Origin of the sequence: Brachyspira intermedia PWS/A (genome assembly GCF_000223215.1) — a bacterium.
GTDB classification, from domain to species: domain Bacteria; phylum Spirochaetota; class Brachyspiria; order Brachyspirales; family Brachyspiraceae; genus Brachyspira; species Brachyspira intermedia.
In genome coordinates this window covers 525508-540117 of the sequence record NC_017243.1, presented here as the reverse complement: position 1 = coordinate 540117, position 14610 = coordinate 525508, and the positions used below count along the sequence as shown (strand labels likewise).

11 protein-coding genes are annotated in these 14610 nt (G+C 26.7%); 5 read left to right on the top strand and 6 right to left on the bottom strand.

Annotated elements, in window-relative coordinates; genetic code table 11:
- The first annotated feature begins 9 nt into the window (after window positions 1-9).
- Window positions 10-741 carry a ComF family protein gene (locus tag BINT_RS02410; RefSeq protein WP_014486967.1) on the top strand — a complete coding sequence of 244 codons (732 nt, stop codon included), beginning with the start codon at window positions 10-12 and terminating at the stop codon, window positions 739-741.
- Here BINT_RS02410 and BINT_RS02405 read toward each other — a convergent pair.
- From BINT_RS02405 to BINT_RS02385, 6 genes are all read right to left on the bottom strand, one after another.
- Entirely contained in the window at window positions 738-1778 is a 1041-nt protein-coding gene (locus BINT_RS02405) for a hypothetical protein (protein WP_014486966.1), read from the bottom strand. The genes BINT_RS02410 and BINT_RS02405 overlap by 4 nt on opposite strands.
- A gap of 82 nt (window positions 1779-1860) precedes the next feature.
- On the bottom strand, window positions 1861-2664 hold the full coding sequence (locus BINT_RS02400; protein ID WP_014486965.1) for a Cof-type HAD-IIB family hydrolase: 804 nt from the start codon (window positions 2662-2664) through the stop codon (window positions 1861-1863).
- 187 nt (window positions 2665-2851) lie between these two features.
- Window positions 2852-3874, bottom strand: coding sequence for a PTS transporter subunit IIC (locus tag BINT_RS02395; protein ID WP_014486964.1), 1023 nt, complete (start codon window positions 3872-3874; stop codon window positions 2852-2854).
- Window positions 3844-4317 (bottom strand): PTS transporter subunit IIC, encoded by a 474-nt coding sequence (locus BINT_RS14925; RefSeq protein WP_014486963.1) that lies wholly within the window; start codon window positions 4315-4317, stop codon window positions 3844-3846. The genes BINT_RS02395 and BINT_RS14925 overlap by 31 nt, the downstream gene beginning before the upstream one ends.
- 311 nt (window positions 4318-4628) lie before the next feature.
- A complete protein-coding gene (locus BINT_RS02390; protein ID WP_014486962.1) occupies window positions 4629-5015 on the bottom strand; it encodes a PTS sugar transporter subunit IIA in 387 nt (128 codons plus the stop codon).
- Window positions 5016-5165: 150 nt separating this feature from the next.
- Window positions 5166-5600, bottom strand: coding sequence for a PTS sugar transporter subunit IIA (locus BINT_RS02385; protein ID WP_014486961.1), 435 nt, complete (start codon window positions 5598-5600; stop codon window positions 5166-5168).
- Between the two features lie 296 nt (window positions 5601-5896).
- Between BINT_RS02385 and BINT_RS02380 the strand changes: the two genes are divergently transcribed.
- From BINT_RS02380 to lpxD, 4 genes are all read left to right on the top strand, one after another.
- A complete protein-coding gene (locus BINT_RS02380; protein ID WP_014486960.1) occupies window positions 5897-10282 on the top strand; it encodes a translocation/assembly module TamB domain-containing protein in 4386 nt (1461 codons plus the stop codon).
- Window positions 10282-12915, top strand: a complete 2634-nt coding sequence (bamA, locus tag BINT_RS02375; RefSeq protein ID WP_041177185.1) for an outer membrane protein assembly factor BamA — start codon at window positions 10282-10284, stop codon at window positions 12913-12915. Before BINT_RS02380 ends, bamA begins: the two co-directional genes overlap by 1 nt.
- A 44-nt stretch (window positions 12916-12959) precedes the next feature.
- Complete coding sequence (locus BINT_RS02370; protein WP_014486958.1) at window positions 12960-13388, top strand: OmpH family outer membrane protein; 429 nt, start codon at window positions 12960-12962, stop codon at window positions 13386-13388.
- A 133-nt stretch (window positions 13389-13521) separates the two neighbouring features.
- Entirely contained in the window at window positions 13522-14520 is a 999-nt protein-coding gene (gene lpxD / locus BINT_RS02365) for a UDP-3-O-(3-hydroxymyristoyl)glucosamine N-acyltransferase (protein ID WP_321162746.1), read from the top strand.
- Window positions 14521-14610 lie beyond the last annotated feature (90 nt).

Sequence of the window (14610 nt, the reverse complement as noted above, 5' to 3'; positions counted from 1 at the left end):
AAATAATAAATGAAACTTTACAAGCATATTATAAATAATATATTATCTTTAATATTTCCTAATCACTGTATAATATGCGGAGAGTTAATGCAAAGTAATAATATGAATTATGTTTGTATTGACTGCATAAATAAAAATTTGGATTATATACATAAAGATGAATATATAAGGTGTCCTAAATGCGGTAAAGTTTTAGAAAGTGAAAAATCAATATGCATTTGCAAAGATGAAGAACTTTATTTTGATGAATGCAAATCTATGCTTTATTATAATAATCATACAATAGATTTGATTCACAAAATGAAGTTCTCTCATAGATATTTGATATGTAAAGACTTCGCTGCTATGCTTAGTTATTATTATAAAGACTACATAAAAAATTATGATGCCGTTACTTTTGTGCCTCTTGGTAAAAATAGATTTTTGGAAAGAGGATACAATCAAAGTGAAATAATAGCAGAAACAATATCTAAAATTCTAAATATAAAATTAATAGATGATATAATATTCAGGCAAAAAGAAACCAAAGCATTAAGTTCTTTAAACAGTAAAACAGAAAGACTAAACATGATAAAAAATGCTTTTGTGATAAATACCGACTACAGCGATCATAATAAAATAGATCTTCTTATAATAGATGATGTACTTACCACGGGAAGCACTTTAAATGAAATTTCTAAAGAGATTAAGAAACTAGAATGCATTAACAAAATAGGTTTGCTTACAGTAGCCCGTGCTTAGTTTTTCATCTCTTTTTCAACTTTCTCTTTCAATTCTAAATCATTCATTTTATCGCATGCTTTAAAGAAAGATTCATATAAACTCTTTGAATATGTATTATGTTCATTAGTAAATGCTATCTTTATAAAATCCCATAATAAATTTATATTATCATTAATTTCTTTGTTAATTAGAATTTTTAATGCACTATCTGCTATTGATATACCGGCATGAACTTTATAAAAAGCATTATTATTAATAGACTTTATATCATCAATATTTAATAAAATAATATTCAAAGCCTCATCATAATTTGAAAGTCTTATTAAATTCTCTGCATAATTGCTTAAATATGAAACTAAATAAAATAAATACTTCTTTGATAATGCCTGATTTTGTTTGTTTTTATCATAATCACTTTTAACAATCTCATAAAGTTTTTTATTAGCCTCTAATTCACCATCTCTGTTTCCTATTTCTATTTCAAAATCTCTAAGTCTTTCTAAATTAATTCTGTCCCATTTTTCAATACTTGATTTCCATACATCTATTAATTCATAATATAAATCTTTAAATCCCAATTCCAAAGCATAATGCATACAATACTGAATAGTTAATTTTTCTATATCACTTTCAAATCTCACATTGCTGTCATAACCAATGGCACAATCAGTATTTATCTTTTTTGCTTTTTCAAATAAATCTTTATTATCTTTATTGTATTTGCTTAAAAGAAATGTTAAAGATTCTAATGCTATTCCTATTCCTTTATATTTTGAATGTTCTCTGTCTTTTAATTCTTCATTAAATAAATGAATGATTATATTTTTCAAAGCTTCTTTATTTAAAGCTTGTAGATTTTTATAATATATGATAGAAAATGAAAGTCTTGCCCTTAATAAATAATTTTTATCAACATCATCTTCCATTTCGCATGAATATTTACTTATTAAATTATTATATTTATCTTTATCATCAAAAAAACTTCCTATAATATTATCAAAATCGTTTTGATACATTTCTAAAGCTTTTAATAATTTTTCTTGAAATATCTGCATAATTAAACTCCTAACTAACTTGAAAAACTATATCAGTAAATTATAAATTTGTCAAAGTGGTTTTTATTATAGAATATAAAAATTATATATTTAAATTAAGAATATTATTAATGAATATCCCTACCCCATTTTCTTCATTGCTTTTGGTAATGTATAAGGACTTTGATTTTACAGTATCTTCAGCATTTTCAACAGCAACAGAAATACCGGCAAATTCAAGCATTTCCAAATCATTATTATTATCACCGAAAGCTATTATATTATCAGAATTGATATTGTATTTATCAGCTAAATATTTTAAAGCCTTAGCCTTTGAAGTATTAGGACTATGAACTTCTAAATAAACATCTCTTGAAAATGTATGATATATACTGCTTCCAAAAGTGCAATTTAATTCTTCGGCTATATTTTTTAATATATCATTTTCACCTATAAACATAAATTTGCTGAAAGAAAAATCTTCTATATCACCAAAACCTATAATATAATTGTCTATTTTTGCTATTGATGTATAGAAATTAGTCCATTTTTTATCAAAGAAACCAATATTCCATCTATCACCTAAAAATCCCTGATGATATACATTATATTTTTCAGCAATATTTATAAGTTTAATACTTATTTCAGGATTTAAATTTTCTTGATATATAATATTTGAATTCTTATCCGTTATCATAGCACCATTGAATGATATAAGCTCGGTATCAATATTTAAATCATATAAAAATTTATAAGCCGATGCTGTAGGTCTTCCTGTAGATAATATAGTTTTTATTCCTTTTTCAGAGGCTCTTTTTATCACTTTTTTATTATACTCGCTTATTTGATGATTATTATTTAATAAAGTGCCGTCTAAATCTGTGGCTATAAGCTCAATATTATTCAAAATTATCTCCAAATAATTATAAAATTTCTTCTTAATTTAAGTTTTATTTTATCCTGTTTAGTTTATCATCATATCAAAAATAATATAATGAAGTTATATGTTTATCAATATTCAATGATTTTAATTTTTTAAAAATTATCTTTATTATTATGTCAAAAACATTTATTAATTTACTTAAAATAATATTTTAAAATTTGCTTTTTTCTTTTAATTTTTCTTTATAAGCATCGTAATCATCAATAATTAAAAAATATGTGTCTTTGTTTTTCATATACTGAATTTGAGGTATAGCTATCAATATTAATACTATAATAGCAACACCAGCATAACCTAAATATTTCATAATTATTGTAAATCCAGGCCATAATACAGCCCAATCCAACATACCTACATAACCGCCATAAGTAGCAAGTCCTATCCAATAAGCTATGAAAGCAGATCCAAATACCTGACATATTCCAGAAATAAATGTAAAAATCATAGCAGCTTTAATGCCGCCTTTATTATTAGCAAATATTGCTATAGTAGCATTATCAAAAAATACAGGTATAAATCCGGCTATTATTAGTATAGGGCTTTTCATAAGTATCAATATAATAATTGCCAGAAATTGTCCAGCTGCCCCAAATAATAAGCCAATAGTAATAGCATTTGGAGGTCCAAAACCAAAAGCGGCTGTACAGTCAATACCCGGAACAGCCCCATGAAGAAATCTTGTGGATATACCTTTGAAAGATTGTGTTAATTCTGCCACAAATGTTGTAACACCTAATTGCAATATAGATAAATATACTGCGAAATTCAAAGCTGTTGTTAATGTATAGAAAAAGAAACTTTGACCTTCTTTCATGAATTCATTATCTATTAAGTAATCTTTTCCTAAAATTAATAATATTATTCCAAAGAATACTAACATCAATATAGAAGTAGATACCATATTGTCATTGAAAATTGATAAAAATCCTGGAAATTTAATATCTTCTAATTTCTTACTTTCACCTTTTCCTTTTAATTTTTCGGCTATAATAGAAAATATTTTTAAAGCAAACATTTGTTGATGAGCAATGCAAAAACCGCCGCCATTTGTTAAATCTTGAGTAATTTCTACAGTTAAATTAGAACCTACAGCCCAATATAAACCAAGAATTATACTCATGATTATAAGCATAGGAATATCACCTAATTCAGGAAAACAAAAAATATTATCCAAAAAGCTGCCGCTGCTTGCTGTATCTGAACATTTCCTGTAGTAAATAAAGAACGTATTTTTGTAACTTTTCTAAAGGCAACTAAAATAACATTAAACATAAATGCTATAAGAATAAGCATCATTACCTGAGAAAAAGATTTTCCCATATGCTCCATTGCAGTTTGAACAGCATTTTGTCCATAATACGGATCTATAACTGTTGCTTGCAAATCAAATCTATCTTTAAGCCCTACAAGTATAGGTCTAAAATTATTGACAAGTCCTCCAGAGCCCACTAAAAGTATAAGATATCCAACAGTAGCTTTTAAAAATCCTGCTAAACATTCATACCAAGTTTTTTTTAATAGTATATAACCTATTAATACTATAAAACCAATAAAATATGCCGGCTGTGTAAGAATATTTTGTACAAAGTATGTCCATATCTTCAATAAAACTTCCATATTATCTCCTTAACTAATTTTAATATAACACAGAATATAATTGAATATTTTTATAATATTCTAAACAATCGCCAAAACTTATATGATACTAAGATAAATACTTATATTCAGTATAAACATTAAATATATATAATAATTTTATATATAATAGAAAAAGAAAAAAACATATATATAGATGATATAATGCTGATTTAATGTATTTTATAACAACAGCTTCAACATTACATTATATCTATAGATAATTATAATAAGAATATAGTTTTTATTTTATAATAAAGATAAAATTTCTTCTTCATTTAAATCTTCTTTTATCATTTTTTTACTTTATCATCATTACCTAAAAAATCGGCTAATTCAGATATAGCCTCTTGATGACTATCAGAATTTTCAGCAGCTAAAACAAAGAATAAATATACCTTTTCATCCGTTTTATAAAAATCAACACCATTTTTTACTTTTAAAAAGCTCATTCCCATTTTTAATACACCATTTTCAGGTCTTGAATGAGGCATTGCAGCTCCGTCAGTAAGAACTATATAAGGACCGTATTTATATACATCATCTATTATAGCCTGTACATATATATCTTCTATATTATTTTTATCAATCAAAGATTTTGCTGCTATTTTTATAGCTTCTTCCCAATTTGAAACATTTTCTACTATTTTTATATTATCTTTTAAAAACTCTTTTAACATAAAAACTCCAAAATTCATTTATTATAATATAATAACAATTTTTGGATTTGTAAAAAATAATATTATTTAAAAAAAACATTTTATATATGAATATATAATGTTTTTAAAAATTTATATTATAAAATTATGTATAAGTAACTATATAATATATTACTGTAAAATAATATCGTATATTTCTAAATCTGTTAATTCATCATACATTATTCTTTTGATTTTTTCACTTTCATTCAATAAATCAGCTATTTCTTCCATTAATTCCTGATGATTATCATTATTTTCAGCAGCTAAAGTAAATAATAAGAATATTTTATTTTTTTCATCAAAATCTACACCATTTTTAATTTTCAAAAGAGTAATTCCGTTTTTTATAACCCCGTCTTCAGGTCTGGCATGGGACATAGCCATTCCATCTCCAAGAACAATATAAGGTCCGCTTTCTTTAATATTTTTTATAATATTATCAACATATCTAGGTTCTATACATTTATTTTCAATAAGAAGTTCAGCTCCTTTTTTTATAGCCTCTTCCCAATTATCAACACTATCAACTATATCTATTTTGTTTCTTATAAGCTCTTTTAACATTAGAAACCTCCACATAATAAACTTTTATTTGGTAGATTATTATACTTTTATTTTTATTATTTGTCAATTATTATTGTTTATGTACATAAAAGTTTCAAAATAATAAAGTTATGACGCATTTTAATATCTAAAAGCAGAAATTACGATAATAAGATATTAAAATATAACAATTTTTTTATAAATAGGTTATATTATATAATGAAAAGTATATTTACAAATAGGATTTTATTTAATTGAGACAAAAAAACAGATATTCTAGATTTAGAATGTATGTGGCTACAACCTTATTAGCTTTTATGATACCTGCTCTATTTAGTGTCTCTTTAGTAGTATCTAATAAACAAAAATATTTAGATAATGTTATAGAATACATAAATAAAGTAAGCCCTATAAATATATACATATCAGATATAAGTATATCCTATAAATTAGAATTAGTATTAGACAATGTAAAATTATATTCTAAAAATAATCCAAAAGCTTTTTTTGAAATGGATAGAGCTAGTTTAGGATTCAATATATTTAGAATCTTTATAAAAAAAGATCCTTTATATCTTTTAAGTGATGTAAATATTAATAATGCTGATTTTTATCCTAATTTATTAGATACTTCCATATTTAAAAGTAATGATACTAATAAAAATTCATATACAGATTCAAGAGATATCATAAATAATATTACATCTATATTTCAAGAAAAGAATATAAATATAAAAAACTTTTCTGCTAAAATAGTAGATAACAATAACACTACAGAAGTATCTATTACAGATTTAAATGGTAATTTCAGAGATTACGGATATTTTCTTTCATATGACTTAAATTTACCTGATAACACAATAGTGAATTTTAATATGGAAAGCTCAACTAACTTATCAAATATTAAATCAGAAATATCAGGTAGAGATGATAGAAATGATTTATTTAAATATGATTTATTCATTACTAATACATTTTATGATATATTTATTGGCCTACAAAATAAGAGTAAATATGATTTCATAAATTTTACATATAATTATAATAAAGAAGATATAGTATTTTCTGTTACAAATATTAAACTTACAAAAGATACTGTACATAAATTTATGAGTATAGCTTTAGATACACCTATTGTTAGTAAATTTGTAAAATTAGATAATAAAACTATAAGTACTGTAAGTAATTATATAAATACATTTAGAGATGCTGAAATTAATTCTTCCGGATATTATTCTTTTAGAGAAAGAAAAAAATCACATATAGATTTTGATTTAAATGTAAGAGATAAATTATTTAATGTAGCAGTAGATGCAAAACTTACTAATAATAAAATAATACTGTCAAATGCCTATGCTAGTGTTTTAGAAGGAAATATTATAGCAAGCGGAATAGTTGATTTAGATAATCCTATATCAAGTACAGTCTCTTTAAATGTAAATAATGTAAAGGCTGGAGCAAATTATTTATCAACAAAAGTATATTTAAAGCCGGTTGTTAATGCAGATAATGATGAAATAAAATCAAGATTTACTATAGCATCATTAAGCTATGCTAATTCTATGCCTAATCCTATGACATTTGAATTTTTATATAAGAAACCTGAAAAAGAAATATCCATAAGATTAATACCAAATGAATATTATCAGCCTTTATATGCCAGCTATTCTTTAGACAATACTAATCCTGTAATAGCTTCTGCAAAAGGGGTAATACCTCAAGAGATATTTGTAGTATTATTAGGACAGAATATAATAGATAACTTATCTTCTCTAAATGTAGAATACACTATGAGTAATGCCATGTATACTGGAGGAAAAGGAAATGTACATGTACTGCAGGCCTCATCTAGAAAAATATATACAGAAGAATACTTGATAAGAATAGGAGCATCTGTTTATAAAAACATTATAGATATTAATGATATTTATTATAGACTTTCTGAAGACGGCGGAATAAATGCTAATGCTAAAATAGAATATGATAAGAATTTTAATGTTAAAATAAATGGAAATGTTAATACTCCAGCTGGTAATTACGGACTAAACGGTTTCAGTACAACATCTACTAATGGAAGTAAAATAATATATGCTTCAACTGATAATTCAGAAATAATAGCAAGCGGAATAATAGCTACAAACGGCATATTAGATTTGAATATTAAAACACCTAAAACTTTAAGTATAAAAGATATAGATATAAATGTAGATGTGGACATAAACAATTATATGCAAAAGCCTTTATATTTATATGGTAATGTAAAGGCCAATAAAAATCTTGCTCCAATATTTGCTTTGAATACTCAATTTGAATTATCAAATCAAAGCATAATGTTTACAAATATTATTTTAACTTACGGAGAAAATAGAATAACAGGAGACGGAATATTAAGTTCTACAGATGGTATAACAAAGTTTGCTGCCTTATTAAAAGATTTAGAAAATAACGGAATATTTGCATTAGATACATCTATAAATAAAAATAATATATACGGTAAAATAACAGTTAATCAATTACCTTTTGATGTAAGCGGTCAGGCTTATGGAGTATTAACAGCAAATGCCACTATAATAGGATTGATGAATAATCCTGTAATTTATCTTGAAAAATTTGATATAAAAGATTTTCAAATACCTGGAATGCAATTTGATATATCTTTAAATGGATATTATAGAGCAAATGAACTTGAAATAAAAGATGTGCTGATAACCAAAACCGGAGATTTCGGAATGCTTACAGCAAAACCATTTGCAAAAAAACAGCAAATAAAAATTCCTTATGCCTATTTTTCAAAAGAACTTCAAAACATGACAGTAGAAGTTAATAACATGATATTTATGAGTTCATTCTCAGGAAATATAAATTATAATATGAGAAAATTACCAGACGGAAGAGAAGAATATCGATTACAAACAGGTCCTATTACTGTAAATAAAAGAAAACTGCCTGAGTTTGGAACCACAGTCATTAGAGATAAAAACGATATATTACTTACAAATACTAAAAATCATGGTATAAAAGGTGCTATAGTAGGAGAAGAAGGTAACACAAGAACTGATTTAGTTTATATGTATAATAATGATGACATGTTAAATATAAATGGTGTTATAAAAAATACTAAAAGAGATCAAGTAGATTTATTAGTTACATCAGATATAATAAATGTTGAAGTTTTTGAAATATTCAATGTTTTATTCACAGAAATAGCTTCATCTCCTACAAACTTTACAGTAGACGGCAAACCTTATACATTATATGCTCATATACATGGTGATGCTGATAATGTAGCAATAGATGGAAGATTTTTAGGACATGGAAAAAAAGTAAAAATAGCATACTTCAATGATATATTTGATGATACAATAGTAGACTTCAACTTTGACGGACATATGTTTAATGTTAATAACTTAACATTTACTTCCAGAAATAAGAAAAATTTAACTGTAACAGGAGAGGCAGAACTATTCAAAAACAACATAAATTATATGGCATTTGATTTATTATCATCAGATGAACAGCTTGGACTTTTAGACGGTAATTTAAATTTAGGTATAGCAAAAGTAAAAGGTCCTGTTCACGTTGATCTTACAGTAAATGGAAATATGGAAGCACCTAGAATAGGCGGAATACTTACTCTTATGAAAAGTGATGTTCAATTGTCTACTCTTCCTTCTGGAAGTACATATAGAGAAAGGGTTTATGGAATACTCAGTAAAATATATTGGGATTTCACTATAGAAGCTTGGCGTCAGGTTAGAGTTGCACATAATTTAGTAGGAGATGTATATTTAGAAGAAGGTTCTAAAATGAGAGTTTATAATACTCTTTTAGATGGAATAGAACTTGCCGGAACTATAAATGTAGAGCGAGGAAGTATATACTATTTGCAAAATGTATATCAGTTGGAAAGAGGCTCTGTAACTTTCCCTCCTGCTAATAGTTTGGATCCTATAATAGATGCCACTGCCTACACATATAAAAAATATTATCCTTCAACAGGAAATACATCTTCTCAATCATATGAAAATGAATTATCAGGAGAAAGTGTAACTTTATATATGGAAATGAACGCAAGACTTTCTCAGTTATTATCATCTGAGGACAGTGCATTAAGGCCGGTAAAATTCTATACTATACCTGCTTTAGGACAATATCAAGTTAATCAGCTTGCTGGAATACCTCAAGGAACTTTTGGTAGCAGGGAAGACCAAATGTTTGCAGATAGTACAGCAAATAGAAGCAGTATAAACAGTGATCAGTTGCAGCAGCTTACAATGAATTACAGCGACTTACTATTAAGAAGTACAGTATTAAGACCTGTAGAAAGATGGTTTAGACAATTTTTAGGTATAGATTATATAAACTTAAGCCCTACAGTAGTTAACAATTTAATATTCGTAACCAATAGCAGCAGTATAAATCCTACATCCGTATGGGATAATACTAGTGTTGGTATAGGTAAATATGTTTCTAAATATTTATATTTAAAATACGATGTTACATATAGAGTAAACGATACAACAAGACCTAGTTTAAATGGAAGAAACGTAGACCCTTACTATTTTGACCATCAATTTGGTTTTGAAGTATCTCTATTAAAAAATTATAAACTTGCAAATTTTGTGTTTGAGTATAAAATAAATCCTTTCGATATAAGAGGAAAAGGACAAGATTTTAATATTGTTACTCGGTGGAGATTTTAGTGATATTTATTAAGAAAAATTGTATTATTTTATTTTCATTTCTTTTGCTTACTGCAGCTTTGCTGATATCGGCAGAAAGCGACTTTGAAAATTTACGAACAGCTAGAAATATAGCTGTATATGAAGGTCTTACAATAAACCGTATAGATGTTACAGGTGAAGTGAGACTTACAAAAGATCAAATAATAAATAATTTCCCTATAAAAGCTGGAAGTAAATTTCAAAGAACTCAAATAAATGAAGCTATAAAAAAATTATTTGATACTCAATTATTTGACAGAGTTGCAATAGATGCTAACAGAGAAGATGATGGAGTAGTTTTAAATATTGTAGTAGCTGAAAGATTCATAATAAAAGACATAGAGTATATAGGAAATAAAAGATTAAGCAGAACTGCCCTTAATGATGCTGTAAAGCCTATAATGAAAGCAGGAGATCCTTATATTCCTCAGAAATTAAATGATGCTGTTAATGCTATTATAACAAATTATCAAGATAAGGGATATTTAAAAGCTTATGTTGAGCCTAAAGTTATAGAAAATAAAGACACTTCTGATGTTTTAATACAAATGAATATAGTAGAAGGTAACGAAGTAAAAGTTGCTCATATAAGGTTCCATGGAAATACCCATTTTACTGATAACGAACTTAAAAGACAAATGTCCACAAAAGAAAATGGATTTATGACTCTTGGAAAATTTAATGAATTTACATTCGATGGTGATAAAGATAAAATTGTTAAGTATTATGCTGACAGAGGTTATTACAGAGCTAAAGTTGATAATGTAAAGTTCACGTATCAATGGAGAAATCCGGAAATAAAGAATGAACAAGATTTGATAATAGATGTATACCTTACAGAAGGAGATAAATATTATTTTGGGGATATAGGATTTAAAGGAAATTTCATCATACCTTCTGATAATATACAAAAAGATATAAAAGCTAAAAAAGGTGCATTATATAATTACTCGTATCATATGGCAGATTATCAAGGTATACAAAATAAATACTCTGAAAGAGGTTATATATTCAGACAAGTTATACCCGTAATTAATGTTAATGAAGAAAATAAAATAGTAAATATAATGTACGATATAGTTGAAAATGATAAAGTACATATAGAAAATATCACTATATCAGGAAACACAAAAACTAAAGATTTTGTTATAGAAAGATATGTTGATATAAAACCGGGAGAAGTATTTAATACAACAAAAATACAGAGAGTACAAGAAAGATTATATAATACTCAGTATTTTGATAATATTAATTTAGGAGTAAAACCTGGTTCTGCTGAAGGACTTATGGAATTAAATTTAAATGTATCTGAAGGAAAAACTGCTATGGTATCAGGAGGAGGCGGTTTCTCCACTGGTTCAGGATTTAAAGTATTTGCTTCTATTAGAGAAAATAACTTCTTAGGAAGGGGATTGACATTAGGATTAAGCGGAGAATTTGGAGAGCAGCAGAAACGTATAGCTGTGAATTTTGCTGAACCTTATTTACTTAATTTACCTATATATTTAGGTGTTGATTTATCATACTTCAATGAAGGTGTAAACACTGGATATGAAATAGGAACAGATCAGTTTGGAATACCTAAATATTCATATTATACTAGACATGGTTTTGAAGGTATAGTAAGACTTGGTTATTATTTTGCTGACTATTATTCAACATTCATCACATTTGATACTATAGTACAGCAGTATCAGCAATGGCATGACCAAGGAGCATCTGCGGCAGGTCCTAATTATGTTCTTAGTGATGTAAAAAAATATTTAACTCATAGAGTTAATAAAAAGGATGGTTCTTTTGAAAGATGGGAAAGTGATTGGTTTACAACTTTCATTGTTTCATATTCTTTGCTTAGAGACAGCAGAAATGATTATTTGAACCCTACTAAAGGAAGTTTCTTAAGAGGTATGGTAGATTTCTATTTTGGACATACACAGCTTACTAGATTGAGTGCTACAGGATTCTTGGCTGTACCTGCTACAGAATGGCTTTCATTTGCATTCTATGGAGAATTAGGACAAATAATTGCTACTCCAGGACTTCCTTTACAAAATGATGCTGATGTACTCTATTACCTCAATCCATTTGAAGATGTAAGAGGATGGGATACTTCTAAATATACTATATTCAAGAAAAATAGAGGATTATCAACTTATGATATGGCAGGAAATCCTGATGCTGATGGTAATCCAACTACAGACTCATGGAGTTATGGTAGAGCTAAAGTAAGATTCTTTGCTGAACTTCGTGTTCCTATTATACCTAAAACTCTTGGCTTTGTTACTTTCTTTGATGCAGGACAATTATGGATGCCTGGAAGTACTGGATGGAATCAGGATGGAGATGCTCATTCATATCCTTCTCAGTTTATGGATATTAAAGATATGTTTGATCCTTCTCAATATATTTATTCTGTAGGGTTCGGATTCAGACTTACAATACCTATATTCAATATAAGATTTTATGTTGCTAAGAGATTCGTTTATAACAAAGAAGATGTTGGATTTGGTAAAGGTTTTCAGGATTTTGAAGGAGATACTTTCACTCCTCTAGGTGCTTGGCTTGGAAGAGGATGGGGAATTGCATTTACTATGAACCACCCATTCTATTAAAAATATATAAAAACAATTTTTATTAAAATTCTAAGGAGATAAAAATGAAAAAGTATTATATTATGAGTTTATTATTTATAGCAGTACTTGCTATATCCATCGTTAGTCCAAGAGTTTTTACTCAATCTTACAGACTTACAAAGGTTGGATATATTGATCTAGAAAGAGTAATTAAAGAACTCACTAGTGATGAGGAATTTGTTGAAAAATTAAAATTGAAATTAGAAGAGTATAAAGAAAGAGATGCTATGCAAACAAATATGGAAGATACATCTATAGCCCAAAACAGAGATTATTCTTTGAGAGGAGAAGTTAAAAGACAGGTTGCAAGCTCTCTTATGGCTATAGTAAAAAAAGAAGGATATACTTTAATATTAGAAAGAACAGAACATGCTATTCTTTATGCTGATAGAAACTTTGATATAACAGAAGCTGTTATAGCAAATGTTAAAGCTTCACTTCAAAAACAATAATTTAAAAATAATTTTTTATAATAACTAAAATGTATTAACATGCTTTAATACATTTTAGTTTTTTATATATAAAATAAATGGAGAAATTTATTATGAAAATAAAAGATATATCTAATTTTATACAAGCAAAAAAATAATAGGAGATGAAAATAAAGAAATATCTACACTCTCCCCTATCAATGAAATTATAGAAAACTCCATAGTATGCATAGATAATAACAAATACCTTGAAGCTGCATTAAACAGCAATGCAAATGCATTAATATTAAGAGAAGATACCGCTAATGAAATAAAAGATTTTAAAAATAAAGCTGCATTGATACATAATAATCCTAAAGAAGCATTTATTAAATTACTTTACTTTTTATTTGAAGATAAAAAATATCCGCTTGGCACTATAGAATCTACAGCTGTAATAAAAGAAAATGTAAATATATCTGATAATACCTATATAGGTGATAATGTTCATATAGGAAAAAATACAATTATTGGAAAAGGCTCTGTTATAGAAGCTAATGTATTTTTGGGAGATAATGTAGTTATTGGAGAAAACTGCACTATATATGCAAATGTTACTATTCATGATAGATGTGTAGTAAAAGACAGAGTTATAATTGGATCTTCTACTGTTATAGGAAATGACGGATTCGGATTCTTTGAAGTTAATGGAAAGCAGATGAAAATACCTCAAAGAGGTAATGTTGTAATAGAAAATGATGTTGAGCTTGGAGCTAATGTTTGTATAGACAGAGCCACATTAGGTTCTACAGTAATAAGAGAAGGCGTAAAAATAGACAATTTAGTACAGATAGCACATAACTGCGATATAGGAGAGCATTCTATTATAGTTTCTCAGGTAGGAATAGCAGGAAGTTCTAAAATAGGAAATCATTGTATATTAGGCGGACAAGCGGCATTAGCTGATCATGTTACAGTAGGTGATAGAGTAATATTCGGAGGAAGATCTGCTGTAATGTCAAATGTCAAAATACCTTCTCATTCCATTATGCTTGGAGCTCCGGCACAAAATATAGAAAGAGAAAAATTAAGAATGATTGCTGAACAAAAATTACCAGAATTAATTAATTTGGTTGAAGAACGTTTTGAAGTGAAAATAAAAAGAGTTAAATAAATTGATTTTTAAATAAAATTGTAAAAATAATATAAAAATATCAAATATTCTTTTTACAAAATATAAAACTATTGTATATTAAATATTAAT

Coding starts and splice junctions, on each gene's coding strand:
- BINT_RS02410 (WP_014486967.1), top strand. CDS start 10: ATGAAACTTTACAAGCATATTATAAATAATATATTATCTTTAATATTT.
- BINT_RS02405 (WP_014486966.1), bottom strand. CDS start 1,778: ATGCAGATATTTCAAGAAAAATTATTAAAAGCTTTAGAAATGTATCAA.
- BINT_RS14925 (WP_014486963.1), bottom strand. CDS start 4,317: ATGGAAGTTTTATTGAAGATATGGACATACTTTGTACAAAATATTCTT.
- BINT_RS02390 (WP_014486962.1), bottom strand. CDS start 5,015: ATGTTAAAAGAGTTTTTAAAAGATAATATAAAAATAGTAGAAAATGTT.
- BINT_RS02385 (WP_014486961.1), bottom strand. CDS start 5,600: ATGTTAAAAGAGCTTATAAGAAACAAAATAGATATAGTTGATAGTGTT.
- BINT_RS02380 (WP_014486960.1), top strand. CDS start 5,897: ATGATACCTGCTCTATTTAGTGTCTCTTTAGTAGTATCTAATAAACAA.
- BINT_RS02370 (WP_014486958.1), top strand. CDS start 12,960: ATGAAAAAGTATTATATTATGAGTTTATTATTTATAGCAGTACTTGCT.